The sequence below is a fragment of the Leyella stercorea genome (assembly GCF_021531355.1).
Taxonomy (GTDB): domain Bacteria; phylum Bacteroidota; class Bacteroidia; order Bacteroidales; family Bacteroidaceae; genus Prevotella.
On sequence record NZ_JADYTS010000024.1, the window covers coordinates 1 to 25,113 of the forward strand.

General features: G+C 50.1%; 23 protein-coding genes. 18 read left to right on the top strand and 5 right to left on the bottom strand.

Going from position 1 to position 25,113, the window contains the following annotated elements; genetic code table 11:
* Positions 1–107: 107 nt before the first annotated feature.
* Positions 108–1,355 (bottom strand): efflux RND transporter periplasmic adaptor subunit, encoded by a 1,248-nt coding sequence (locus I6E38_RS06955; RefSeq protein ID WP_235393274.1) that lies wholly within the window; start codon positions 1,353–1,355, stop codon positions 108–110.
* Positions 1,340–2,665, bottom strand: a complete 1,326-nt coding sequence (locus I6E38_RS06960) for a TolC family protein (RefSeq protein WP_235393275.1) — start codon at positions 2,663–2,665, stop codon at positions 1,340–1,342. Before I6E38_RS06960 ends, I6E38_RS06955 begins: the two co-directional genes overlap by 16 nt.
* A 168-nt stretch (positions 2,666–2,833) precedes the next feature.
* On the opposite strand from I6E38_RS06960, the gene I6E38_RS06965 reads away from it, so the two are divergent.
* The 9 genes from I6E38_RS06965 to nqrF all read left to right on the top strand — a co-directional run bounded on the left by I6E38_RS06965 (position 2,834) and on the right by nqrF (position 11,665).
* The gene (locus I6E38_RS06965) at positions 2,834–3,361 is read left to right on the top strand and encodes a response regulator (protein WP_235393276.1); all 528 of its coding nucleotides are present in this window, start codon (positions 2,834–2,836) and stop codon (positions 3,359–3,361) included.
* 21 nt (positions 3,362–3,382) lie between these two features.
* A complete protein-coding gene (locus tag I6E38_RS06970; RefSeq protein WP_235393277.1) occupies positions 3,383–4,267 on the top strand; it encodes a sensor histidine kinase in 885 nt (294 codons plus the stop codon).
* A gap of 109 nt (positions 4,268–4,376) precedes the next feature.
* Positions 4,377–5,564, top strand: coding sequence for a sugar transporter (locus I6E38_RS06975; protein ID WP_235393278.1), 1,188 nt, complete (start codon positions 4,377–4,379; stop codon positions 5,562–5,564).
* 247 nt (positions 5,565–5,811) lie between these two features.
* Positions 5,812–7,164, top strand: coding sequence for a Na(+)-translocating NADH-quinone reductase subunit A (locus I6E38_RS06980; protein ID WP_235393279.1), 1,353 nt, complete (start codon positions 5,812–5,814; stop codon positions 7,162–7,164).
* A gap of 28 nt (positions 7,165–7,192) precedes the next feature.
* On the top strand, positions 7,193–8,353 hold the full coding sequence (locus I6E38_RS06985; protein ID WP_235393280.1) for an NADH:ubiquinone reductase (Na(+)-transporting) subunit B: 1,161 nt from the start codon (positions 7,193–7,195) through the stop codon (positions 8,351–8,353).
* A 12-nt stretch (positions 8,354–8,365) separates the two neighbouring features.
* Entirely contained in the window at positions 8,366–9,094 is a 729-nt protein-coding gene (gene nqrC, locus I6E38_RS06990; protein WP_235393281.1) for an NADH:ubiquinone reductase (Na(+)-transporting) subunit C, read from the top strand.
* 17 nt (positions 9,095–9,111) lie between these two features.
* Positions 9,112–9,735: an NADH:ubiquinone reductase (Na(+)-transporting) subunit D gene (locus I6E38_RS06995; protein ID WP_235393282.1), complete on the top strand. Its 624-nt coding sequence runs from the start codon at positions 9,112–9,114 to the stop codon at positions 9,733–9,735.
* A 13-nt stretch (positions 9,736–9,748) separates the two neighbouring features.
* Positions 9,749–10,375: an NADH:ubiquinone reductase (Na(+)-transporting) subunit E gene (gene nqrE / locus I6E38_RS07000; protein WP_235393283.1), complete on the top strand. Its 627-nt coding sequence runs from the start codon at positions 9,749–9,751 to the stop codon at positions 10,373–10,375.
* An 18-nt stretch (positions 10,376–10,393) separates the two neighbouring features.
* On the top strand, positions 10,394–11,665 hold the full coding sequence (gene nqrF / locus I6E38_RS07005; protein ID WP_235393284.1) for an NADH:ubiquinone reductase (Na(+)-transporting) subunit F: 1,272 nt from the start codon (positions 10,394–10,396) through the stop codon (positions 11,663–11,665).
* A 154-nt stretch (positions 11,666–11,819) separates the two neighbouring features.
* Here nqrF and I6E38_RS07010 read toward each other — a convergent pair whose 3' ends face one another.
* From I6E38_RS07010 to xpt, 3 genes are all read right to left on the bottom strand, one after another.
* Positions 11,820–15,416, bottom strand: coding sequence for an Eco57I restriction-modification methylase domain-containing protein (locus I6E38_RS07010; protein WP_235393285.1), 3,597 nt, complete (start codon positions 15,414–15,416; stop codon positions 11,820–11,822).
* Positions 15,416–16,282 carry a restriction endonuclease subunit M gene (locus tag I6E38_RS07015; RefSeq protein ID WP_235393286.1) on the bottom strand — a complete coding sequence of 289 codons (867 nt, stop codon included), beginning with the start codon at positions 16,280–16,282 and terminating at the stop codon, positions 15,416–15,418. The genes I6E38_RS07010 and I6E38_RS07015 overlap by 1 nt, the downstream gene beginning before the upstream one ends.
* 96 nt (positions 16,283–16,378) lie before the next feature.
* A complete protein-coding gene (xpt, locus tag I6E38_RS07020; protein WP_235393287.1) occupies positions 16,379–16,951 on the bottom strand; it encodes a xanthine phosphoribosyltransferase in 573 nt (190 codons plus the stop codon).
* A 191-nt stretch (positions 16,952–17,142) separates the two neighbouring features.
* Between xpt and I6E38_RS07025 the strand changes: the two genes are divergently transcribed.
* The 9 genes from I6E38_RS07025 (at position 17,143) to I6E38_RS07065 (ending at position 25,068) form a co-directional block, all read left to right on the top strand.
* On the top strand, positions 17,143–17,940 hold the full coding sequence (locus I6E38_RS07025) for a Rossmann-like and DUF2520 domain-containing protein (protein ID WP_235393288.1): 798 nt from the start codon (positions 17,143–17,145) through the stop codon (positions 17,938–17,940).
* A 20-nt stretch (positions 17,941–17,960) separates the two neighbouring features.
* On the top strand, positions 17,961–18,479 hold the full coding sequence (locus I6E38_RS07030; RefSeq protein ID WP_235393289.1) for a KdsC family phosphatase: 519 nt from the start codon (positions 17,961–17,963) through the stop codon (positions 18,477–18,479).
* Positions 18,480–18,577: 98 nt separating this feature from the next.
* Positions 18,578–19,162 carry a Maf-like protein gene (locus I6E38_RS07035; protein ID WP_235393290.1) on the top strand — a complete coding sequence of 195 codons (585 nt, stop codon included), beginning with the start codon at positions 18,578–18,580 and terminating at the stop codon, positions 19,160–19,162.
* Positions 19,163–19,298: 136 nt separating this feature from the next.
* Entirely contained in the window at positions 19,299–20,294 is a 996-nt protein-coding gene (locus tag I6E38_RS07040) for an AAA family ATPase (RefSeq protein WP_235393291.1), read from the top strand.
* A 27-nt stretch (positions 20,295–20,321) separates the two neighbouring features.
* Entirely contained in the window at positions 20,322–21,191 is an 870-nt protein-coding gene (locus tag I6E38_RS07045) for a DUF58 domain-containing protein (RefSeq protein WP_235393292.1), read from the top strand.
* Between the two features lie 37 nt (positions 21,192–21,228).
* Positions 21,229–22,302, top strand: coding sequence for a BatD family protein (locus tag I6E38_RS07050; RefSeq protein ID WP_235393293.1), 1,074 nt, complete (start codon positions 21,229–21,231; stop codon positions 22,300–22,302).
* 15 nt (positions 22,303–22,317) lie between these two features.
* A complete protein-coding gene (locus I6E38_RS07055; RefSeq protein ID WP_235393306.1) occupies positions 22,318–23,316 on the top strand; it encodes a vWA domain-containing protein in 999 nt (332 codons plus the stop codon).
* An 11-nt stretch (positions 23,317–23,327) separates the two neighbouring features.
* On the top strand, positions 23,328–24,350 hold the full coding sequence (locus tag I6E38_RS07060) for a VWA domain-containing protein (protein ID WP_235393294.1): 1,023 nt from the start codon (positions 23,328–23,330) through the stop codon (positions 24,348–24,350).
* A gap of 40 nt (positions 24,351–24,390) precedes the next feature.
* Positions 24,391–25,068: a tetratricopeptide repeat protein gene (locus I6E38_RS07065; RefSeq protein ID WP_235393295.1), complete on the top strand. Its 678-nt coding sequence runs from the start codon at positions 24,391–24,393 to the stop codon at positions 25,066–25,068.
* Positions 25,069–25,113: the final 45 nt, after the last annotated feature.

Sequence of the window (25,113 nt, forward strand, 5' to 3'; positions counted from 1 at the left end):
CCCCTCCCCCGTAGGGAGGGGAGTAATGTGACTTTGTGGGTGTGGTCTCGTAAGCAGCACAGCATACCGCTCCCCTCCCTACGGGGGAGGGGCCGGGGGTAGGGCTTCTATTTCAATATCAATACTTCATTCTCCTTAAACGCCTCATACCCGCTCGTTATAACCCGTTCGCCAGGTTCCAGTCCTTGCGTCACCTCATAATACATCGGGTTTTGGCGTGCTATGCTAATGTTGCGTCGGTAAGCCTTGTGGCCAGAGCGGTCGAGCACGAATATCCAGTTGCCACCAGTGGTCTGGAAGAAGGTGCCGCGAGGGATGAGCGTAGACTGGGTCGACTTGCCGAGAGCAAGCTCCAGGTAATAGGTCTGTCCGCTACGCATCTGCGAGGGACGAGAGCCTACGAAGACGAAGTCGGTACGGAAGGAGCCGTCGCGCACTTCGGGGTAGACCTTGCGCACACGCAACTGATATTGCTTGCCGTCGCGAGTGATTGTTGCCGTAAGTCCCGGGCGCACACGGTCGATATAGTGCTCGTCAATCTTAGCCTCAATCTTGAAGTCGGAGAGGTCGTTGATCTGTCCGATGTTCTGACCAGCCTGAATGTTCTGACCCAGTTCCACGTCAAGCAATCCCAGTTCGCCGTCAATAGCCGAGCGCACCTCAAGCTTGTTCTTGCGCTCGCGCACGAGGAGCACGTTCTTGCGCATATTGTCAAGATTGTCCTCCATCTGCGCCATCTGCACGTGACGATACAGGCTGTCCTGCTTCAGGCGTTGGCCTATAAGACGTTGCTTGCGCAGGGCGAGATTGTAGTCCTCGCGGCTCTGCAGGTAGACCTCCTTGCTAATGAGTTTCTCCTTGTACAGACGTGAGTTCTGCTGATAGGCACGCAGCTTGCGCTGGCAGTCCATGTCGAGCGTGGCTTGTTCGGTACGGTTATTGAGTCGGTCTTGCTGCATGGTCACCTGCGTGTTGCGCAGGAGGTTCTGCTTCTCGGCAAGTTCAGCCTCGGCATTAAGAATCTGAAGGTCGAGATTGCTGTTGCTCAGTCGCAGGATGACGTCGCCCTTTTTTACGCGCGTGCCTTCCTCCACAACTTTCTCTCTTACTATGCCACCCTCCTCAGGCGAGATCTGCACCACCTGAATAGGCACTACCTGTCCGTTGAGCCTTACATAATCGTCAAACTTGCCACGAGTAACGTCGCTAACGGTCACGTCGGCTCTATCGACAGTCATGGTGCTTGCCGTACTGCCGAAGACAAGCCACGCAAGCAAGGCAGCTACGGCTACAGCCCCCGCACAAATATAGATGTAGCGGCGAGGGAATGATTTCTTTTCTATTGGTCGGTCCATAATTTTTCTCCTTTATAATAAGCTAATAATCTTTGATTGTATGCCATGGTGAGCTGGCTCTGCAGCAGTTTCACTCTGCTTTGCAATAGCGTCACGGCAGCCGTCTTGACATCTATCGACGAGGCAAGTCCTTCCTCATACTTGCGTGTGGTGAGATGCGAGGCAAGGCTGTCAGCCTCTACCTGCTCCTGCATCTTGATTACTTCCTTGGCGCTATTGTCTACGTCGGCAGAAGCTTCGACTATGATGCGATGGAGTTCAGCCTGCTCGTATTCAAGGTTTTCGCGAGCCTGGTCGAGAGCAATCTTGCGGCGGCGGATGGCAGACGAAGTTGAGAGCTGGTTGAAAATCGGTATAGTTAGCGACAGACCGATAAATTCGCCCGTGTTGTTCTTGAACTGAGAGGAGAAGGAGGCGTGTCCTCCTTGGTCCATGTTCTTATAGAAAGAGGTGGACACGCCACCCGAGAGAGAGAGCGAAGGAAGCAAGGCACCACGAGCGGCACGCAGATTGAATCGGGCAGCCTCTACGCCTTGTTGCGCCTTGAGTATGCGCGGATTTGATGTGTAAGCGCAGGCAAACACCTGGTTGGGCGACTCTGTGGTTGCGGAGGCGAATGTCATACTTGGCTGTACTACGTTAAGAGTGGAGTCGACGGGGTAGTTCATGAGCTGCTTGAGGGCGAGGCTTGCCTTAGTGGTCTGACTCTGCATGTGGGCAAGCTCATACTCGTCGGCTGCAAGAGTGGCACGCATCTGCGCCACGTCGGCATCGCTCTTCTGTCCAACCTCAGCCATCACTTCGGTCTGATGGAGTAGGGCACGGCTCTCGTCACGCTTCTTGGAGGTCTGGGCTACGGCTCCCTCGCAATATACGAGGTCCATGTAAGCCTTGTACACCTTGAGCGCCACATCGTCCTTCTCGGCTCTGACTCCGCTACGCCCCATAGCCACGTTGGCTCGAGCCATGCGCAACTGGTTGTAGCGCTGGAGTCCGTCGAAGATGGTGAGCGAAGCCTGCAAAGCGTAACCGTTATATAATGTGCTGACATCAGTATAAGTATTGGTCTCGGGATTGATGGCACGTCCGAAGTTCATCTGTCCCGATACCGAACCGTAGACGCTCGGCAGAAAGGCTCCAATAGCCTGTGTCTTGGAGGCACGGCTGTCGTCAAGGGCAAACTGTTGCTGACGTACGGTATGGCTGTGCTCGGAGGCATACTGCATGCAACGCTCTACAGTCCACGGCTCGGAGGCGTAAATGCTTACGCCTGCCGCGAGGGTGAATATAGATAAAAATAGTCGCTTCATATTGTTGTGAATTATTTTTTACACCACAAAATTATGAATAAACAAATGGCTAATAACAATAGAAAGTGAAGAAAATGGATGGTTTCGGCGAGATTAGTAAAAAAGTGTATGAAAATCATACAATTATTTTTGTACTTTTGTAAGTGGTTAAAACAAATTGATGAAAATATGAACTATCCATATAGTACAATTGTAGTTGTCGACGACAATTCTGCCATTCTCACAGCCCTGAAGATTTGTCTTGCAGCTGAATTCGAACATGTCGTGACTCTGACTTCGCCCGACACGCTTGTGGCTACGCTTGCCAACGAGCAGAATGTTGATGCTGTGCTGCTCGACATGAACTTCTCGCTCGGGGTGAACACGGGACAGGACGGACTGTTCTGGCTGCGCACAATAAAGAAGCTGCACCCCAATACGCCCGTCGTGCTCATAACAGCCTATGCCGACGTGCAGCTGGCTGTGAATGGACTGAAGTATGGAGCAGCCGACTTTGTCACCAAACCTTGGGACAACGACAAGCTGATAGGCGTTCTGCGTGATGCCATAGACAGCAATCGCGAGGTGGTGCCGCTCGACCAGATGGAGCAGGAACACGTACAACGGGCTGTAGAACAATGTCGCGGCAACATGAGCAAGGCTGCTGAGATGCTGGGAATAACCCGACAGACGCTATACAAGAAACTTAAGAAATAAACGACTTAAGGGACAGGACCGATGGAAATGACTCCTTATTATATTATAATACTACTGGTGATGATTATTGTCATGCTGCTGATGTGGCAATGGCGCCACCAACGGCTTCTCTCGCTAAGGGTAAGGCTGATGCGCGAGGCAATACGCAATCGCGACTTCACCTTTCGTCTGCCTGACAACCGTATGTTTCATGGTGAGCGCGACCTTCAGGCGGCTCTCAACGAAATGAGTGGCGAGATAAACCGCCTGCTTGCACGTAGCGAGGTGGAGTCGTGGCAACGGCTGACGCGTGTGCTGACTCACGAGATTATGAATGCCGTGGCTCCTATATCGAGCATAACACAAGCCTACATCAGTTCGCCTCTCGTGAAGGGAACCCCTCTTGAAGAGGGAATGCAGGCTATTCGCGACACAAGCGTCAATCTGCAGACCTTCGTAGAAAGCTATCGCAAACTGACACAACTACAGGCTCCGCATATAGAAGAGGTGAGTATAGACGGACTGACAAGAAGTCTGCGCACGCTCTATCCCTCGATTGTGTGGCACGTGAATATTGGCAATAGCCAGGAAATAGTAAGTGCCGACAGCGGAATGTTGCGACAGGTTATGGTAAACCTCACGAAAAATGCTATAGAGGCAGGCGCTCATAACATCGACCTGCGTCTGGATTATGACGACAAGCGCACGCTATTGCTGGTGAGCAACGACGCTCCACACATACCTCCAAAGGAAGCACGCGAGATATTTGTGCCTTTCTTCACGACAAAACCTTCGGGTACTGGTATAGGACTGCCCCTTTCACGACAGATGATGCTGGCGCAAGAGAGCGACCTTTGGCTTGCCGAAACACCCGTGGCAGGATTTCATACAACCTTTGTCATAGCGGCAAATTCATACGGCTCTTGATTTGCATCATATTGTGCGAGCTTTTCTGTTTTCGGATAGCAGAGTTACCTGAATATTTCTGTAACTTTGCAGTCAGAAAAAGGATAACTAATAATATTGTTTCTGTAGAATGCAAAAGAAAGAGTCTTTTACCAGATGGTTGCCTCTGATAGGGCTGACCTTTGCCGTGTTCGTGTTCAACACTTCTGAATTCATGCCGATCGGTTTGCTTACCGACATAGCTACCGACCTTAATATAAGCGAGGCGCGTGCCGGACTGCTCATCTCGGTCTATGCCTGGGTGGTAGCCATAATGTCGCTACCGTTGATGATAATGGTGTCGAAGATGGAGTTGAAGCGGCTTCTGCTTTCCATAATAGCCTTGTTTGTTGTGAGCCATGTGGCATCGGCATTTGCCGAAGGCTATTACACGCTCATGCTCTCGCGTATTGGCGTGGCTTGCGCGCATGCTATATTCTGGTCGATAGCTCCACCTCTTGCCGTGCGTACTGTACCCGACGGCAAGCGTGCTTTAGGACTAAGTACTATTGCTACAGGTTCGTCTGTGGCTATGGTTGTAGGTCTGCCGCTCGGTCGTGTGGTAGGACTCTATGTAGGATGGCGAATGACATTCCTTAGTATTGCCATCATCTCAGCCTTGATATTCATTTTCATAGCTGTAGTTTTCCCTAAACTGCAGAGCCGTGGCAAGTTCGCTTTCAAGCAGTTACCGGATTTGTTGCACAATAGGGTACTTGTGGGCGTGTTCATCATGTCGGTACTCTTTGCTACAGCCCATTATACCGGCTACAGCTATATAGAACCGTTCCTCGGCAAGGTGGCAGCTTTGTCGCCCGACGTGGTGACGCTTGTTCTTATTGTGTTCGGAGCTTCGGGTATGCTCGGCAGCATATCCTTTTCAAAATACTATATGGCCAACCGTCGTCGCTTCATGTTTGTGATGACCATCGGACCAGCCTTGTGTCTGCTCCTTCTTCAGGTTGCAGCTGCAAGTCTGTTGTCGGTTGTCGTGGTCTGCATTATGTGGGGAGCTATGGCTACAGCCTTCAACATAGCCTTCCTGGACAATACCATTCGCTTTGCACCCGAAAACGCCACTTCTATCGGAATGTCCATCTTCTCGGGTATTTTCAATTTGGGCATAGGTAGTGGTGCCTACGTGGGCGGACTGGTTGTTAGCCATCTGTCGATAGACTATATCGGCTATGCAGGAGGACTCATCGGACTCATTGCCACGCTTTATCTTGCCGTGCGTTATTTCCCTAACATGCGACGAAGGGAAATGGCGCAGCAATAGACGGTTTTGTTGGGATATGACAAAAAACAGGTGGTATTTTGCAAAGTCGAAATGCCATTCTTGTAGATTAACGTATGAAGATTGTGTAAAACATTTAATAAAGGCCTTAATGCGGTTAATTATTAAGGCTTTTTATTCCTTTACCTCACAAATTTTTGTTAATTTTGTAGGCAACTTTGGAGCCATAAAACCATGAATTATGGCATAAGCCCAAATATTAGCAAATATCTTATCATTTTTTATATTTATGGCAAATGTAATTAAGTTACGTAAGGGTTTGGACATCAACCTTAAGGGAAAAGCTGCCGAGCAGAAGTTTCCGGTGAAGGCTGCTGCCCAGTATGCCCTTGTACCTGATGACTTTGTAGGCATGACCCCGAAGGTGGTAGTACGCGAAGGCGACCACGTTAAGGCTGGCGACGCTCTGTTTGTCAACAAGAAGCAGACTGACGTCAAGTTCGCCTCACCCGTGAGTGGAGTAGTGCAGGCAGTTGTCAGAGGCGACCGCCGCAAGGTATTGCGCGTTGTCGTAGAGGCTGACAAGGATCAGCAGTTTGTTGACTTCGGTCAGAAACAGGTGGCTTCGCTTGATGGCGATGCCGTAGTTAAGGCTCTGCTTGAGGCTGGATTGTTCGGCTACATCAACCAGCTGCCTTATGCTGTGTCAACAACTCCCGACCAGAAGCCTCGCGCTATCTTCGTAAGCGCTTTGCGCGACATGCCTCTCGCAGGCAATTTCGAGTTTGAGCTGCAAGGCAACGAGAACGACTTCCAGACCGGTTTGACCGCTCTGTCGAAGATTGCCAAGACTTATCTCGGTATTGGTGCACAGCAGACAAGTTCTGCCTTGACATCAGCCAAGGACGTTGAGGTGAACGTATTCGACGGTCCTTGTCCTGCTGGTAACGTAGGCGTTCAGGTCAACAACATCGCTCCCGTTAACAAGGGTGAGGTGGTTTGGACTGTAGACCCTACAGCCGTCATCTTCTTCGGCCGACTGTTCAACACGGGCAAGGTAGACCTTCGTCGTCTTGTAGCAGTTGCAGGTAGCGAGGTGAACAATCCGGCTTATGCAGAGGTGCTCGTAGGTCAGCCCATCGCAAGTCTTCTGGAAGGCAAGCTCGCTACAACCGAGCATGTGCGCATCATCAACGGCAACCCGTTGACAGGTCGCAAGTGTACAGCTGAGGACTTCGTAGGTGGTCACACTTCAGAGATTTCAGCAATTCCTGAGGGCGATAACGTAGACGAAATGTTGGGATGGATACTTCCGCGTACCAACGACTTCTCGGTCAATCGCAGCTACTTCTCATGGCTCTTGGGCAAGAACAAGGAGTACAGCCTCGATGCCCGTGTGAAGGGTGGCGAGCGCCACATGATTATGAGTGGCGAGTACGACAAGGTGCTGCCTATGGACATCTATGGCGAATATCTCGTCAAGGCAATCATTGCCGGCGACATCGACCGCATGGAGCAGCTTGGCATCTACGAGGTAGCTCCCGAGGACTTTGCCGTGGCAGAGTTTGTCGACTCATCGAAGCTTGAGCTCCAGCACATCGTGCGCAAGGGTCTCGACATGCTCCGCAAGGAGAATGCATAACATTTAATTTAATTACAAAGAGAAAAGTATGAATTTTCTAAGAAAATATCTTAACGACATCAAGCCCAACTTCGAGCCTGAAGGAAAGCTCCACGCTCTCCGCAGCTTGTTCGACGGCTTTGAGACTTTCCTGTTTGTACCCAACCAGACATCCAAGACCGGTGTGAACATTCACGACGCCATCGACTCGAAGCGTATCATGAGCTTCGTAGTAATAGCGTTGCTTCCGGCTTTGCTGTTCGGTATGTACAACGTGGGATTCCAGAACTATAAGGCTGCCGGCGCTTTGGCAGACGCTTCGTTCTTCTCAATGTTCATCTATGGAGCATTACAGGTGCTTCCTAAAATCATCGTCAGCTACGTAGTTGGTCTCGGCATCGAGTTTGCCTGGGCACAATGGAAGGGCGAGGAGATTCAGGAGGGCTTCCTTGTTTCGGGTATCATCATCCCGCTCATCATCCCAGTAGGCTGTCCGTTGTGGGCGCTTGCCATAGCCGTAGCCTTTGCCGTAGTTATCGGTAAGGAGATATTCGGTGGTACCGGTATGAACATCTTCAATGTGGCTCTCGTCACACGTGCGTTCCTCTTCTTCTCTTATCCTACCAAGATGAGTGGCGACGCAGTATGGGTGGCTAACGACACAATCTTCGGACTTGGCAACACTCTGCCTGATACATTCACCTGCGCTACTCCGCTTGGTGAGATTGCCCAGGGAGCAGCTGTCAATAACAGTCTTTGCGACATGATTACAGGTCTTATCCCAGGTTCAATAGGCGAGACAAGCGTTATAGCTATTGCTATAGGTGCTGTCATCCTGCTTTGGACTGGCATCGCTTCATGGCGTACTATGCTCAGCGTGTTCGTTGGTGGTGCTGTTGCAGCCTACACATTCGAGGCTCTCTGCATGACTCCTATCGCATGGTATGAGCACATCGTATTGGGTGGCTTCTGCTTTGGTGCTGTATTCATGGCTACCGACCCCGTCACCTCAGCCCGCACACAATGTGGACAGTACTGGTATGGCGCTATCATTGGCATTATGGCTGTCATCATCCGCGTTATGAACCCTGGTTATCCAGAGGGTATGATGCTTGCCATCCTCTTCATGAACATGTTCGCTCCGCTCATCGACTACTGTGTAGTACAGAAGAACATCTCTAAGCGAATGAAACGTTTGACCAACAAATAACTTTTTGGGAATATGGAAGAAACAAAGAAGAAAGGACTGAACACCAGTTCAAACTCCTATACAATCGTATATTCTGTAGTTATCGTAGTTATCGTTGCGTTCTTGCTTGCCTTCGTGTCTTCTACACTTAAGCCGCAGCAGGACGAGAACGTGGCTCTCGATAAGAAGAAGCAGATTCTCGCAGCTCTCAATATCCGCGACATCGACGGAGCTGAGGCTACAGACAAATATAATAAGGTGATTACTGCCGACGAAATCATCAACCGCGAAGGTGAAGTGATTGAGCAGGGCACACAGGGTGGCACTAAGGCAGGATTCCTCTGCAATAGCGCTTCGATGAAGGAAGGCAAGCTTGCTTTGTATGTTTGCAACGTTGACGGCGAGACCAAGTACGTCATACCGGTTTATGGTATGGGTCTTTGGGGTGGCATCAATGGCTACATTGCCGTAAATGCCGACAAGCAGACTGTCTATGGCGCTTACTTCAATCATGAGGGCGAGACCGCAGGTCTTGGAGCAGAAATCAAGGACTCGCGTGCTTGGCAGGATCAGTTCAAGGGTAAGCACATCTTTGCAGCAGGCAAGGAAGGCGTAGCTCTCTCTGTAGTAAAGAAGAGCGAAGTAAGCGATCCTACTACACAATGCGATGCTGTAACCGGTGCTACACTTACCTGTAACGGTGTGAGCGATATGCTCAAGAACTGCCTGGGTGAGTACACTAAATTCTTAACATCTAAATAAGGAGGAGGAAAAAGATTATGAGTTTGTTTTCAAAAGAGAATAAGGCTGCATTCACCAATCCTCTGAACCTCGACAACCCTATCCTCGTACAGGTGCTTGGTATCTGCTCGGCTCTTGCCGTGACATCACAGCTCAAGCCTGCTATCGTGATGGGTCTTGCCGTGACGGTGATTACAGCATTCGCCAACGTGATTATCTCAATCATCCGCAACACAATACCTAACCGTATACGTATCATCGTGCAGTTGGTAGTAGTTGCAGCTCTTGTTACTATCGTCAGCCAGATTCTGAAGGCTTACGTCTACGACGTGAGCGTAGAACTTTCGGTTTACGTAGGTCTTATCATCACCAACTGTATCCTCATGGGTCGTCTTGAGGCATTCGCCATGCAGAACAAGCCTTGGCCTTCATTCCTCGATGGTGTGGGCAACGGTCTTGGCTATGCCTACATCCTTGTAGCAGTAGGCGGTCTGCGCGAGCTGTTCGGTCGTGGCTCATTGCTCGGCTTCCAGCTTATCCCGCAGAGTGTTTACGATGCAGGCTATCTCAACAATGGTATGATGACAATGCCAGCCATGGCGCTCATCCTCCTGGGATGCGTAATATGGATTCATAGAGCTTACTTTTACAAAGAAAAATAATCAGAAGTAAACAATGGAACATTTAATAAGCCTTTTCTTCAGGTCCATTTTTGTGGACAACATGATATTCGCCTTCTTCCTCGGCATGTGTTCGTTCCTTGCCGTATCGAAGAATGTGAAGACTTCATTGGGACTGGGTCTTGCCGTGACATTCGTATTGCTCGTCACCGTGCCTGTCGACTATCTGTTGCAGACCAAGGTGTTGGGTCCCGACTGTCTGGTTGAGGGCGTAGACCTTTCATATCTGAGCTTCATCCTCTTTATTGCCGTTATCGCAGGTATCGTGCAGTTGGTAGAGATGGTAGTAGAGAAGTTCTCTCCGTCGCTCTATGCGGCTCTGGGTATCTTCCTTCCGCTTATCGCCGTTAACTGTGCCATCATGGGTGCTTCGCTCTTCATGCAGCAGCGCATCAATCTCGACCCGTCCAACTCGCAGTATATAGGTAGTGTTGTTGACGCTCTTGTGTACGCTCTTGGTAGCGGTATCGGCTGGACCTTGGCTATCGTAGCTATGGGTGCCATCCGTGAGAAGATGCAGTACAGCGACGTGCCAAAGCCTCTGCAGGGTCTCGGCATCACATTCATCACAGTAGGACTCATGGCTATGGCTATGATGTGCTTCTCTGGTCTTAAAATATAATAAGGAGGACTCAACGTTATGAATACATCATTTATATTTGCAAGTATCGGAGTTTTCCTTGTTGTGATACTCCTCTTGGTTGTCATCCTGCTCGTAGCTAAGAAGTTCCTTAGCCCGAGTGGTAATGTCAACATCGAAATCAATGGCGACAAGACCATCAATGTGCCCCAGGGCTCTTCGTTGATGACTACACTCAACGAGAATGGCATCTTCCTGCCTTCTGCATGTGGTGGTAAGGCAAGCTGCGGCCAATGTAAGGTTCAGGTGCTTGAAGGTGGTGGCGAGATTCTCGACTCTGAGAAGCCTCACTTCACACGCAAGCAGATCAAGGACAACTGGCGTCTGGGATGCCAATGCAAGGTTAAGTCGGACATGAAGATCAAGGTGCCCGATTCGGTTATGGGTGTTAAGGAATGGGAGTGCGAGGTTATCTCAAACAAGAACGTTTCTTCATTCATCAAGGAGTTCAAGGTTGCCTTGCCTCCGGGCGAGCACATGGACTTCGTTCCTGGTTCTTATGCACAGATCAAGATTCCTGCATACGACTGCATCGACTACGACAAGGACTTCGACAAGGATCTTATAGGCAAGGAATATATCGGCACATGGGAGAAGTTCAACATCTTCTCGCTTAAGGCTCACAATCCAGAGCCGACAGTACGTGCTTACTCTATGGCCAACTATCCTGACGAGGGTGACATCATCACACTTACCGTGCGTATTGCCACTACTCCGTTCCTGCCACGTCCGCAGGTTGGATTCCAGAACGTTCCTACAGGTATCGCTTCTTCATACATCTTCTCTTTGAAGCCGGGTGACAAGGTTATGATGTCAGGTCCTTATGGCGACTTCCATCCTAACTTCACTTCAGGTAAGGAGATGATTTGGATTGGTGGTGGTGCAGGTATGGCTCCTCTGCGTGCTCAGATCATGCACATGACAAAGACTCTTCACACTCGCGACCGTGAGCTCCACTTCTTCTATGGCGCACGTGCTCTTGGTGAAGCCTTCTTCCTTGAGGACTTCTGGGAACTGGAGAAGGAATATCCTAACTTCCACTTCCACCTCTCTCTCGACCGCAAGGACCCTGTTGCCGATGCTCAGGGCGTGAAGTATTACGAAGGATTTGCAGTAAACTGTATCCGCGATACATACTTGAAGGACCACGAGGCTCCAGAGGATTGCGAGTACTATCTCTGCGGACCTCCTATGCTCATCAAGACAGTTACCGACTACCTCGATTCGCTCGGCGTAGACCCAGAGAGCATAATGTACGACAATTTCGGATAAATCTACGATACTGGAATAAACTTATATTAATATTAACAAAGCTGCTGAATATCAGCGGCTTTGTTGTTTTTAAACGATAATTGTTTACTTGTTGGTAAGATTATATTAAACAAGAAGGCGGCTATAGTATGACACCATAGCCGCCGGATTATTCTTAGAATTGTTTGATTGTATTTTCAATCAATGCTATTTCTGCTTCTGTGAGGTTGTATTTACGATAGAGTTGCTGGTCGATAGTTGCCGTATCTTGAGTCCAGTCAATGTCGGAATGAGTAGTAAAGTCCTGCGAGGGCACGAACATGAACTTCTCGGGCGAGAGGTCTTGCGAGGTGATGGTCTGAAGCATGAGGAATCGTACGAACTTCGTCTTCAGATAAGCCATGTAGTTGGCAGCCTCGTCGGCGTCGGCAAAGGCTCCTCCCACCAGATAGCTCTGCGTGCACACGATGCCTGGGGCGAGTATGGCGAGCGAGGAGAGTATGCGGAACTGTCCGTTGCGGTCGGGTGTGCCGGCATGCTCGCAGGTGGCCTTTGAGAACACCACCTTGTGGAGGTCGATGAGCTGTGTGTTCTTCTTCACCTCGCTGCGCAGCACGTAGCTGTCGTTGCCGCTCGACTTGAGCAGCAGGCAGTCGGCATCGGTCTCGGGGGCGGCTGTGCCTCGGAATGTGGTGACAAATCCGAATGGAGTCTGTCCGCAAACCATGGTGCTGAGCATCGGCACATTGGCTGATGCAGCTTTGTTGATGAGCGTCAGGGCACGGTTGTTGCGCACGAATATAGGGTGCTGGTCGAGTCGGCGCTCGGAGGTGTAGGTGCTGCCGTAGAGGGTGTTGGTGAAGGTGCAGCTGCCGTCGTGCTTGCGGTCCCAGAGGAAGTAGTTGACGCCGCCCGATATGTCGACCGTGGGGAAGCACTCCTTGGAGTCGACAAAGTCGGAAATGGAGCGCAGGTGGCGGTCGGCAAGCATCGACTGTCGGAATGCGTCGAGGCCGCGTCCTCCGGTAAACCATCGTGAGGGCATGATCATGGATATGTAGTCGGGGCACATCTCGCGGGCTGTGTCTACGAAGTGGTTGTAGAGCGGAATGCCGTAGTTGTCCTTCTGTGTGCCTATGTTGACCTGATAGGGCGGATTGCCCACGATGGCGTCAAATTTGAGTTGTTTCATTTTCTTGTTGCTCGAGAAGTTGCGTGGGTCGGTTACTGTGCGTATGAACTTTCGCTTGTAGAGTATCACCTGCGAGTTCATGTCTGCCATGTGGCAGATGTTGACACGGCTGCTGTCGCGATAGCCCATGAGGGTGCGTCGCGTCACGAGGTCGGCCATACGGGTGCGGCACACAGCGTATATGTTGTTCGACACGATGTCGTCCCACAGCTGCTGAGCCTCGTCATCGGTGAGGGTGTCGAAGAGTCCCTGCGACTGGCTGCTGCGCAGCTTGTAGAGCGAGTAAGCCACGTAGAGCGAGTAGAGTCCGGTCTTTGAGGCTATGTCGAGCACCCGCACCTTGGGGTTCATCATGGTGTGCTGTGTGGCGTCGCAGTTGTATACGAAGCGTGGCTCTGACAGCATCTTGCTGTAGGAGTCGTCGAAGAAGCAGTAGCCTCCCAGGGTGTCAGCCATGTGGCGGTTGACGGTCTGCCACGGGGTGAGTATGGTCTCGCGGTCGGGATAGCAGAAGTCGGAGAGTATCTGTGCTATGCAGTTGATGCGGTCGGGCACATACATGGCGTCCGCCTTGTGCAGGCGTGCCACGATGGCCTTGGCTGTGGCTACGAATATGTCTTCGCGATAGAAGTGCTTGAGGCGTTCGAACATGCGCAGCGTGATGCCGGTAGGCATGAATTCGCGCCACGATTCGGGGTCGATGCTTTTGATGAACGAGTCGAGCGTGAGGCCATCGACGCTTTCCACCGTGCCGTATATCATGAGCGGCAGTCGGGTGGATATCTGGCTCAGTATGGCAAGTGCGCGCTGTCGTGGCGTGAGGCGGCCCGATGCCTCGCGTGCTGCTGTGAGGGCTTCCTTCTCGCTTGCCGAGAGTTCTGTCTTGTTGGGGTTGTTCTTTGTGGCGGCAGGGGTCTTGCGCGGGTTCTTGGTGAGCGTCTCCTTGTTGCGCTGGCGCTCGGCAAGCGTGCCCAGCACCATGGCTTCAGCCACCTGGTCGAGCAGCTTCATGTCCTGCTGGCACAGGTTGTCGAGATTGCCGTAGAGGCAGTCGTCGCGGAATCCGTTGCGTATGAGCGTTTCGGAGTAGGCGGAGTTGATGCTCTGTATGAAGCTCTCGGTGTTGTAGAGGGTGGGCTTGCCTCGCTTTATCTCTACGAGGGGGCAGTAGTGGAGGAATTGGGTGAGTTTCTGTCGGCGCTCGTCGGCATCGTTCGATGATGTGTTGTTGTTGATGTACTGGTCTACAACGGCGAGTGTGCGCTTAGGTGCGAAGTCGATGGCGTAGCACTTCTGCTTGACGCTGCCGTCGGCGTATGGGCTTTGGCATCGGAATATGGTCTGGAAATAGCGCATGCTGCCCGTCTCGGCACTTCCGGCAAGCATTACTACGGCGTTCCATTCGGGTATTGACACACCCATAGTGAGTCGTCCGCACGATAGGGTGATGGTCTTGTCGTGCTGCGCCACGGCTGTCTTCACACGCTCCAGGGCATTTCGCTCGAATCGTGTCTGCTCGTAGATGTCGAGGCGGTCAGACCCAGCCTCGCCGTTGCCAGCCACATTCACTATGTGGTATTCGCGGAAGGGGTTGGTGGGAGAGTCCTTGCCGAGCATCTCAGCCAGGCATCGGGCTGCCATTACGCCCGGCACATACCACAGGGTGTGGTTGAGCGACGGCTGCATGGAGGGGTTGGCATAGGGCATGGAGGAGTCCTTGCCTATGAGCGCTATGAACTTGCGCACGTCGGCCTCGTGTACAAATCGTGTGGAATTGGAATTGTCGGCGGCAGTCTCTGTGCGCAGCAGTTCGGCAAAGTTGAGTCCGTCTGCCTTGGTGAGGCTTCGCATACGGTCGGCAAGGTCGTAGGTGATGATGTTCATCTGTGCCATGCCCTCATAGGGATTGGGGGTGTCGGGATGAAGGGCAGCCCATTGCTCCTTGGCGTGCTGCTCCATGGTGTAGTCCCAGTGGAACACCTCACGTGTGTCGAACATGCGCTGTATGTTGTATGGAGTGCCCGAGAGGTAGAGGGTGCGCAGAGAGCTGTTCTTCTGCAGTTCGGCTATCACCTCCTGTCCGAGTCGTGAGTAGACGCCCTCGTGAGCCTCGTCGACAATCAGGAGGTCCCATTGTGCTGAGAATATGTCGTTGTTCTTCTCTATGCCCTTCTGCTTGTTGACGCGGCGTGAGCCACGCAGGTCTTGCATGGATGCGAAGTAGACGTAATGGACGCTGGAGTCCTTCTGTGCCTGCGCCTCAACGGCTTCGAACGAGAGAGCGCCAGCCGACTGCATTGTAGAGGGCAAGGCCTGCTGGCGTCGGCATCCGTAGAGCCAACCGTCCATTCCCAGTTTGCTGAGCGAGCTGAACCATTCCTCGCGTACGTTGGGGCGGTGGGTGAGTATGAGTGTGCGACGGTAGCCGCATCGGCGTGCCACTTCAAGGGCGCAGAGCGTCTTGCCGAAACGCATCTTGGCATTCCACAGCATGTTGTGCTTGCGCTTGAAGTATCTGACAGTCTGGGCGATAGCCTGCTGCTGTTCGCTTCTAAAATCAATGATATTGTTTGAGTCCATTATATTTGTTTACTAATCAGTCGTTTAAACATTACTTTCTCGCCCTTGAGCGGCGAAGCTCCTCGCCATGCCATGATGTAGCAGGGGAGCTGTGTGCCGGGCACGGTGTGTCTGATGCCGTCCATCTGCCATATGTTCCATGTTATTATCTCGGCTGCCTTGAGCATTATCTCTATGCGTGGCAGCCGTTGCCATCGGTCGAGGCAGTAGTCGCAGAATGTGTTGAACAGGTTTTCCCTTGCAAGAAACACGTTGTCGGCTTGCAGGTCGAATCCGTAGGTGGACTGTAGTGCAAGGAAGGCTTTGTTGAGCCACGTGCGTCGGGCGTTTTCGCTGTCGGTGTGCGGGGTGTTCTCGTTGATTACTCTGAATTTGCGGTCGAGTATGCCTATGCGTTCGCTTAGGGGTATTTCGAGTCCTGAGGTGGAGTCGTATCGGCTTGCCAGGTAAGGGGCTTCGCCGCAGGCAAATTCCATTCGGCGGCTCTGCACATATTTCAGCCATGCCTTGTCGGACGGAAAGGTTACGGGCGAGGCGGTAGGGTGCCACGTATGGGTGCCGTCTGCCTCTACGGTCTCGACGTTGAAGACATCGGGACGGCCGAACCATTGCTCGTCGACGAGATTATTCTGGGCGTTGCATATCCATGCCGGGGTGAACACTTCGGCACACGACTTGGCGCGGGCCGTCTGCATGTGCTCGTGCTTGAAGGCTCGTGGAAGAATGCGGTCGATGTCGTCGGCTGGTAAAATGTCAGCCTGACATCCTTCCATGCTCCGTGTCCGGTCGATGAGTAATGAAGCAAGAATCCGCTTGTTGCTTCTTGTTATTGAGGGCGTGAATGTCAGGTTTGGCACAGAGGTCATTTTTGTGCTTGAGGGTTATGACTATCGGCAAGAGGCTATGATGTCCTGCTGCGTGACACCATAGCCTCCTATATTGTTAGCTCAAAAAATCTTTTTTTACTGCTCGTGAAGCTTTATCTCGCAGTTGTCGAGCGACTCGATGATGGCGAGCGACTCTACTCTGACGCCGCTGTCTCTGAGATACTTGCCTCCGTCCTGGAATGCTTTCTCGATGATGAATCCCATGCCCTCGAGTGTGGCTCCAGCCTGCTGGCAGAGGTCGATGATGCCCTTGGCGGCGTTGCCGTTGGCAAGGAAGTCGTCGATGAAGAGCACGTGGTCGTCGGCTGTGAGATAGTCGCGGCTGATGATTACGTCATACTCGCGCTGCTTGGTGAATGATGTCACCTTGGTGGCGAGCATGTTGCCCATAGTGCTGGGCTTCTTCTTCTTGGCAAATACCACGGGCAGATTCATAAGGAATCCCATCATAATGGCTGGGGCGATGCCCGATGCCTCGATGGTGAGAATCTTGTTGACCTTGGTGCTAGCAAAGCGGCGGATGAACTCCACGGCTATGTCTTTCATCAGATTTGGGTCCATCTGATGGTTTATGAATTTGTCTACTTTGAGAATGCCACCGGGATAGCATTTTCCGTCTTTTAGAATTCGGTCTTTAAGAGCTTTCATAAATGATATTGCTTATGAATTATTTTGTTATTTAAGGCTTGGTTAGGGCCATTTTCTTTCAGTTGGCAAAAATAGCAAATCTTTTTTAAAAAATGGCAATATGGCTGTGGTTTTTGCAAAACAATGGCTACTTTTGTACCTGTTAGCATTCGAAAATGCAGCTTGAAGATGACAAAACTAATATATATAAAATGAGAATAGCAATCATTGGAGCAGGCAATGTGGCCACTCACTTCGCCCTGGCATTGAGTGAAGCTGGCATGCCTCCAACTCAGATCTGGAGCCGCACGATGGAGTCGGTGCAGGCATTGGCAGAGCGTGTGGGATGCCGCCGGGCAACTAACAGCCTGGACGACATAATGGCAGATGCCGATGCATGCATTATAAGTGTCAAGGACCGATACGTAAGAGACATTGCCGAAAGGGTGTGCAGAGAGCGTCGGCAGACGATTTTTATGCATACGTCGGGAAGTGTGGGCATGGACGTGTTTGACGGTTTGAGCGACAACTGTGGCGTGCTCTATCCCATGCAGACGTTTAGTAAGGATAAAGCGTTGGACTTTAAGAAAATACCATGTTTTGTTGAAGGAAATAACGAGGCTTCTACCGAGGCAATAATGAAGCTGGCGTCCACCATTTCGGACAATGTACACTATATGACGAGCGACGACCGCAAATGGCTGCATCTTGCTGCCGTGTTTGCATGCAATTTCAGCAATGCCTGCTATGTTGTTGCCGACGGCATATTGCGTCGTAACGGACTGGACTTTACCGTATTACAGCCATTGATTGAAGAGACGGTTAGCAAGCTGGGCACGTTGGCTCCCATTGACGCCCAGACAGGTCCTGCAGTACGTGGCGACCAGAATATTATGGACTCTCAGGCAGCTATGCTTGCCGACAACGAAAGCGTACAGAAACTGTACATCAAGATGTCGGAAATAATAGCCAAACAGCAAAGCCACAAGAACGTGGAGCCGGGTAAGTGAAACATAGAATCAAGGTAATTATGATAGACTACGATTTGAAGAAAATCAAGGCGATTCTGTTTGATGTCGACGGGGTGCTTTCGGCTGAAACAATACTCCTTAGTTCGGAGGGCGAGCCGCTGCGCACGGTGAACATCAAGGACGGCTATGCCATACAGTTTGCCTGCAAGGTGGGGCTGCGCATCGGCATCATTACGGGCGGCAACACGGCTGCTGTGCGCAAGCGCTATGACGAACTTGGCGTGAAGGACATCTGTATGGGTGCCGGAGTGAAGATTACGGCTTATGAAGAGCTGCTGCAACGCTACGGGCTGAAAGACGAAGAGGTGATGTTCGTAGGCGACGACATTCCCGACCTTCAGGTGATGAAGCGTGTGGGCTGTGCGTGCTGTCCGAAGGATGCCTGTGACGATGTCAAGAGCGTCAGTACCTATATTAGTAACCGTATAGGCGGTCATGGGGTGGGGCGCGACGTGATAGAGCAGGTGCTTAGGGCACAAGGCAAATGGCTCAGCGACGAAGCTGCCTTCGGTTGGTAGACGGCTGGATCGGATTGATATATTATGAAACTGGATTGGCTTGATATATTATTTATAAGGTAATGAGATTGTAATTTAAAAACGTAAGAAATAGACAGATGAAAATAATACTGGCAAGCAATTCGCCCCGTAGAAAGGAATTGCTCAATCAACTTGGACTTGATTTTGAAGTGAGGGTGATGAAAGGCATTGACGAGTCTTATCCTGAAAACCTGCCGTCGAAGGATGTGGCAGAATACATCGCTTCGAAGAAGTCGTCGGCATACACGATAGCCCATGACGAACTTCTCATTACGGCTGACACGATAGTAGTGGTAGGGCAGGATATTCTTGGCAAACCCCATGACCGTGAGGACGCCAGCCGCATGCTGCGCGAGATAAGCGGCAAGACTCATCATGTAATAACCGGTGTATGCATAAGAACGGACAGCAAGCAAAGCCGATTCTCGGTGTCTACCGACGTGAAATTCAAAAAACTCACAGATGGCGAGATTGATTTCTATGTCGATCATTTCAAACCTTATGACAAGGCTGGAGCCTATGGCATTCAGGAGTGGATAGGCTTGGTAGGGGTGGAGTCTATCTCGGGTAGTTTCTATAATGTAATGGGGCTGCCCGTGCAGCGCATCTATGAGGATTTGGCCGCTTTGTTCGGTTTGAACTTGGATAACATCAATCCGTAGCAGTAAAAAAATGTGACACATTTAATATATTTTAGACTCTATATTTCGCCTTAGCGATAATATTTATGTAATTTTGCGTGTGAAAAAGGTCGTCAGACCAAGGTTTTATAAATTTAGAATATAAATTTTTACTGAAATGTCAGAATCAATAGATATCCGCCAACTCAATGCCCGGATAGAACAACAAAGTAGTTTTGTCACCAATTTGGTGACCGGTATGAACCAGGTAATCGTAGGCCAGAAGCACCTTGTTGAGTCGTTGCTTATATCACTTCTTAGCGATGGTCACATTCTGTTGGAGGGTGTTCCGGGATTGGCAAAGACACTTGCCATCAAGACGTTGTCAAGTCTTGTAGACGCAGACTTCAGCCGTATCCAGTTTACTCCCGACCTTTTGCCAGCCGACGTTGTGGGTACTTTGGTGTACTCGCAGAAGGACGAGGCTTTCCATGTGAAGAAGGGTCCGGTATTTGCCAACTTCGTATTGGCCGATGAGATTAACCGTGCGCCAGCCAAGGTGCAGAGTGCGCTGCTTGAGGCAATGCAGGAACATCAGGTAACAATCGGCGAGCAGACATTTGCCCTGCCTAAGCCTTTCCTCGTGATGGCTACTCAGAACCCGATCGAGCAGGAGGGTACATATCAGTTGCCCGAGGCTCAGGTCGACCGTTTCATGCTTAAGGTGGTGATCGGTTATCCTACACTTGAGGAGGAAAAACAGATTATCCGTGAAAATATCAAGGGCGAGCACAAGAATGTGCTGCCGGTAACTACAGCCGAGGAGATAATGAAGGCTCGTGCTGTTGTTGAGGACGTGTATATTGACGAGAAGATTGAGCAGTACATTGCCGATATCGTTTTCGCTTCACGCTATCCCGAGAAGTATGGTCTGGCAGAAATCAAGGATATGATTACATTCGGTGGCTCGCCGCGTGCAAGTATCAGTCTTGCCAAGGCTGCCCGTGCTTATGCCTTCATCAAGCATCGCGGCTATGTAGTGCCTGAGGACGTACGTGCCGTTGTTCACGACGTTATGCGTCACCGTATCGGTCTCTCGTATGAGGCAGAGGCAAGCAACGTAACGAGCGAGGACATTGTATCAAAGATTATAAATAAGGTTGAAGTACCCTAAAAGGGGATAACAATCATTCGATTAATAATGGAAACTTCAGAAATATTAAAGAAAGTCCGCAAGATTGAGATAAAGACCCGCGGACTCAGCCAGAACATCTTTGCCGGCCAGTATCATTCGGCCTTCAAGGGTAGGGGTATGGCTTTCTCTGAGGTGCGTGAATACCAGTTTGGCGACGACGTTCGCGACATTGACTGGAATGTTACTGCGCGTTTCCGCAAACCGTTCGTCAAGGTTTTTGAGGAGGAGCGTGAGTTGACTGTTATGTTGATGATAGATGTGTCAGGGTCGCTCTCGTTCGGTACGCGTCATTGCACAAAGTCGGATATGGCTGTCGAGATTGCGGCAACCATAGCCTTCAGTGCAATCCAGAACAATGACAAGATTGGCGTGATTTTCTTCTCCGACCGTATCGAGAAATTCATCCCTCCAAAGAAGGGACGAAAGCATATCCTGTATATTATACGCGAGATGCTCGACTTCAAGCCGCAGAGCAGCAGGACCGACATAGGCGAGGCTATGGCTTTCTTCACACGAGCCATGAAGCGTCGTGCTACGGTTTTCGTGCTAAGCGATTTTCTTGACAAGAAAGACTTCTTGCGACAAATGCAGATTGCAAGCCGTAAGCACGACATTATGGCAATACAGGTGTACGACGGATGGATGAAGAAGCTGCCTGATGTAGGCTTGATGCGCATTACGGATGCCGAGACAGGACACGAGATGTATCTTGACACGTCAAGCCGCAAGGTGCAGCGAATGCATGCGCAATATTGGGCTGAGTCGGAGGCAAAACTCAAGGACGTCTTCTCGCGTTCGAAAATCGACTGGGTGTCGGTAGCGACCAACGACGATTATGTCAGAGCGATGATGCGCCTCTTCGGTTCACGTATTTAGAGATATTTACATTCAGTCAAAACGGAAATAAATCATAATGAGGCTATTCATTTCATACATGCTGTCATTGCTGTTCTGCGCCACTGTGTGCAATGCTCAGGAAGTGACAGTACAGTCAAAAATAGATTCCATAGCAATACTTATTGGCCAGCAGGCTCATTTGTCGGTAGAAGTGTCGGCAAAGGAAGGAGCTAACGTAGTGTTCCCGCATTTCAAGCGTTCGCAATATTACGTTCCTGGTGTTGAAGTGCTTGAGGAAACGTCGTCCGAGCCAGTTGTCTCGGATGGCATTCTTAAGGTGAGCCATTCATATACGCTTACAAGTTTTGATGAGAAACTGTATCCGTTGCCAGGTATCAAGGTGAAAGTGAACGGCAAGGTGTACACTTCCAACCAGCTTGCCCTCAAGGTGGTAACTTGCGATGTGGACACTCTTCATCCCGAGAAATTCTTCCCTCCAAAGGATGTTCAAGACAATCCTTTCATGTGGAGCGAGTGGACACCATTGATATGGTCGGCACTTGCTGTAATAGTGTTGTGTCTGGCTTTTGCCTATTTGTTGCAGCGATTGAAGCACAACAAGCCAATTATAGCCAAGATTCGCATTGTGAAGGTTGTTCCTCCGCATCAGAAGGCGCTCAACGAGATTGAGAACCTGAAGAAGGTGAACTTTGAGCCGACCGACGACCAAAAGGAATACTACACAAAGCTTACCGAGGCGTTGCGCAAATACATCAAGGAGCGTTTCGGATTTAATGCTATGGAGATGACAAGTTCGGAGATTATCATGCACCTCAAGGCAAATGGCGACGAGAGTATGATGAACGAATTGCAGGAACTCTTCATGACAGCCGATTTGGTGAAGTTTGCCAAATATTCTTCATTGCTTAACGAGAAGGACATGAATCTCGTCAACGCCATCAACTTCATCGACAAGACGAAGCGCGACGACGTTCCGACTGAGGAGAAGATTATGCCTACGCTGAGCGACGACGAGAAGAAGACCAACAAGAACCACATGGTGATAACGTCGTTACTATGGTTGATAGGCATAGCAGCATTTGTTTTGGTGGTTTACATAGTCTACAATGCATGGCTGTTGTTGGAATAAGAAAAACGAATGACAATGGAATTTGCTAATAAAGAATACTTTATACTCATCTTACTGTTGATTCCGTACATTGTATGGTATCTGTTATATCGTAAGAAAAGCGTGCCGTCGATGCGTGTCAGCACAACCGAAGCCTACCGCTACGGCTACAGTACATGGCGCACACGTCTGGTTCACGTTCCGATGGTGCTGCATTGCATCTGCTACACTTTGCTCGTATGCGTATTGGCACGTCCTCAGACACACAATGCGTGGGACACGAAGTCGGTAGAGGGCATTGACATCATGCTGGCTATGGACGTTTCTACCTCAATGCTTGCCGAAGACCTCAAACCTAACCGTATGGAGGCTGCAAAGAACGTGGCTGCGGAATTCATAGCCGGACGTCCTAACGACAATATTGGTCTTACCATATTTGCCGGAGAATCCTTCACACAATGTCCTATGACAACCGACCACACGTCTCTGTTGTACATGTTGCAGTCGGTACGTACTGACATTGCTGCCAGAGGCATCATCTCTGACGGAACAGCCATTGGTATGGGATTGGCAAATTCTGTGTCGCGTCTGAAGAGCTCTAAGGCAAAGAGCAAGGTGGTAATCTTGCTTACCGACGGTAGTAACAATATGGGCGACATCTCGCCTATGACGAGTGCTGAGATTGCCAAGAGCATGGGCATAAGAGTCTACACCATTGCTGTAGGCACCAATAAGGTAGCTCCATATCCGGTACCCGTGGCTGGAGGAATACAGTATGTAAACATGCCGGTAGAGATTGACACCAAGACTCTCGAAGATATTGCCCAGACAACTGGCGGCAGTTCTTATCGTGCCACCAACAACAAAGAGTTGTCTAAGATTTACAAGGACATCGACACACTTGAAAAGACCAAGATGGACGTAAAGCGCTTCTCAAAGCGTTACGAGGCTTATCAGCCTTTTCTCCTCCTGGCTGTCCTCATGCTGCTTGTAGAGATTGTCTTGAGAAACACAGTACTTCGTAAAATTCCATAAAGCGAAACAGTATGTTTAAATTTGCAGACCCATCATATCTATGGCTGTTGGTAGCCGTAGTCTTGCTTGTCGTTCTAAGATTCTATAATCTCTGGAAACGCCGTCGTCTGATGTCGCGTCTTGGCGACAAACAGCTGTTGGCGGCAATGATGCCCGATGTGTCAAGAGGCCGTCCTACGGTGAAGTTCTGGTTGCTTATAAGTGCATTGGCGCTTATGATCGTTATGCTTGCACGTCCTCAGATGGGGTCGAAGATATCCAACGACAAGCGCAACGGCATTGAGACGATAATAGCCTTGGACATAAGTAATTCGATGCTTGCCCAGGACGTTGTTCCGTCGCGACTCGAAAAGAGCAAGATGCTCGTAGAGAGCCTTGTCGACAATTTCACTAACGACAAGATTGGTCTTGTCGTGTTTGCGGGCGACGCTTTCGTGCAGTTGCCTATCACAAATGATTATGTGTCGGCCAAGATGTTTCTTCATGACATTAGCCCGTCGCTTATAACCACTCAGGGCACCGACCTTGCCCGTGCCATAAATCTCTCAGCAAGCAGTTTTACACAGCAGCAGGGAGTAGGACGTGCCATTATTGTCATTACTGATGGTGAGGACCATGAAGGTGGTGCAGAGGAGGCAGTCAAGGCTGCGCGCAAGAAAGGTATTAATGTCTTCATATTGGGAATAGGTAGTACCAAGGGTGCGCCAATCCCCGTTGGTGGCGACTATCTAAAGGATGCTTCGGGCAATGTCGTTATGTCTGCTCTCAACGAGGATATGTGTCGTAGTCTGGCTCAGGCTGGCAGCGGTTCGTACATTCATGTCGACAATACTAATGATGCTCAGGAGAAGCTCAACAGCGAGTTGGCTAAGCTTCAAAAGGGCACCACTCAGGATGTGGTTTACAGTGAGTATGCCGACCAGTTTCAGGCTTTCGGCCTTATTGTCATCCTTCTTCTGATAGTAGAGGCATGCTTGCTTGAAGCAAAGAACCCACGATTCAAGAATGTTTTCCTTTTCAAGAAGAAGACATAAATAGAAGAAAGGCATAAATAATTCCATAATCAAGAGAAAAATGAGAATTGCTATAATTATAATTATGTTGGTAGCCTCGATGGTTGACGTAAGCGCACAATCCGACCGTCGTAGCATACGTAGTGGCAACCGTCAGTATCGCCAGCAGAATTTTGTTAAGGCAGAGGCCGAATACCGTAAGGCTGTTTCGGCCAACAGTTCGAATCCACAGGCTTTATACAATCTGGGCTGTGCCTTGATGATGCAGAATAAGGACTCGTTGGCTACTGTACAGTTTGAGAAAGCCGGACGCTTGGAGAAGGATCCAAAGCGCAAGGCTATGGTCTATCATAATATCGGATTTATCTGCCAGAACCATCGTCTGTATTCTGAGGCAATCGAGGCTTACAAGGAGAGTCTTCGAAATAATCCGTCCGACAACGAGACACGCTACAATCTTGAATTGTGCAAACGTCTGAACAAGTCGAACAAGCAAAAGCAAAAACAGCAGAACAAACAAAACAAACAGAATAACGACAAGAAAAAAGACAATAAGAAAAAGCAGGAAGAAAAGAACAAGCCGCAGCAGCAAAAGTCTGAAGAGCAAAAGCAGAAGATGAGCAAGGATAACGCCGAGCAGCTGCTTAACGCTGCCATGCAAAACGAGCAGGCTACGCAGCGCAAGGTTAAGGAAGCGCAACGTGCAGGCAAGTCAAAACGTCTTGAGAAAAACTGGTAATAAGAAAATAAACTTTCAATGGGAAAGCTAATGACAAAGCTAAAT

Coding starts and splice junctions, on each gene's coding strand:
- I6E38_RS06965 (WP_235393276.1), top strand. CDS start 2,834: ATGAACTATCCATATAGTACAATTGTAGTTGTCGACGACAATTCTGCC.
- I6E38_RS07055 (WP_235393306.1), top strand. CDS start 22,318: ATGGAATTTGCTAATAAAGAATACTTTATACTCATCTTACTGTTGATT.
- I6E38_RS07050 (WP_235393293.1), top strand. CDS start 21,229: ATGAGGCTATTCATTTCATACATGCTGTCATTGCTGTTCTGCGCCACT.
- xpt (WP_235393287.1), bottom strand. CDS start 16,951: ATGAAAGCTCTTAAAGACCGAATTCTAAAAGACGGAAAATGCTATCCC.
- I6E38_RS07035 (WP_235393290.1), top strand. CDS start 18,578: ATGAAAATAATACTGGCAAGCAATTCGCCCCGTAGAAAGGAATTGCTC.
- I6E38_RS07065 (WP_235393295.1), top strand. CDS start 24,391: ATGAGAATTGCTATAATTATAATTATGTTGGTAGCCTCGATGGTTGAC.
- I6E38_RS06955 (WP_235393274.1), bottom strand. CDS start 1,355: ATGGACCGACCAATAGAAAAGAAATCATTCCCTCGCCGCTACATCTAT.
- I6E38_RS07025 (WP_235393288.1), top strand. CDS start 17,143: ATGAGAATAGCAATCATTGGAGCAGGCAATGTGGCCACTCACTTCGCC.
- I6E38_RS07010 (WP_235393285.1), bottom strand. CDS start 15,416: ATGGACTCAAACAATATCATTGATTTTAGAAGCGAACAGCAGCAGGCT.
- I6E38_RS06985 (WP_235393280.1), top strand. CDS start 7,193: ATGAATTTTCTAAGAAAATATCTTAACGACATCAAGCCCAACTTCGAG.
- I6E38_RS06975 (WP_235393278.1), top strand. CDS start 4,377: ATGCAAAAGAAAGAGTCTTTTACCAGATGGTTGCCTCTGATAGGGCTG.
- nqrC (WP_235393281.1), top strand. CDS start 8,366: ATGGAAGAAACAAAGAAGAAAGGACTGAACACCAGTTCAAACTCCTAT.
- I6E38_RS06960 (WP_235393275.1), bottom strand. CDS start 2,665: ATGAAGCGACTATTTTTATCTATATTCACCCTCGCGGCAGGCGTAAGC.
- I6E38_RS06995 (WP_235393282.1), top strand. CDS start 9,112: ATGAGTTTGTTTTCAAAAGAGAATAAGGCTGCATTCACCAATCCTCTG.
- I6E38_RS06970 (WP_235393277.1), top strand. CDS start 3,383: ATGGAAATGACTCCTTATTATATTATAATACTACTGGTGATGATTATT.
- I6E38_RS07015 (WP_235393286.1), bottom strand. CDS start 16,282: ATGACCTCTGTGCCAAACCTGACATTCACGCCCTCAATAACAAGAAGC.
- nqrE (WP_235393283.1), top strand. CDS start 9,749: ATGGAACATTTAATAAGCCTTTTCTTCAGGTCCATTTTTGTGGACAAC.
- I6E38_RS07060 (WP_235393294.1), top strand. CDS start 23,328: ATGTTTAAATTTGCAGACCCATCATATCTATGGCTGTTGGTAGCCGTA.
- nqrF (WP_235393284.1), top strand. CDS start 10,394: ATGAATACATCATTTATATTTGCAAGTATCGGAGTTTTCCTTGTTGTG.
- I6E38_RS07045 (WP_235393292.1), top strand. CDS start 20,322: ATGGAAACTTCAGAAATATTAAAGAAAGTCCGCAAGATTGAGATAAAG.
- I6E38_RS07040 (WP_235393291.1), top strand. CDS start 19,299: ATGTCAGAATCAATAGATATCCGCCAACTCAATGCCCGGATAGAACAA.
- I6E38_RS06980 (WP_235393279.1), top strand. CDS start 5,812: ATGGCAAATGTAATTAAGTTACGTAAGGGTTTGGACATCAACCTTAAG.
- I6E38_RS07030 (WP_235393289.1), top strand. CDS start 17,961: ATGATAGACTACGATTTGAAGAAAATCAAGGCGATTCTGTTTGATGTC.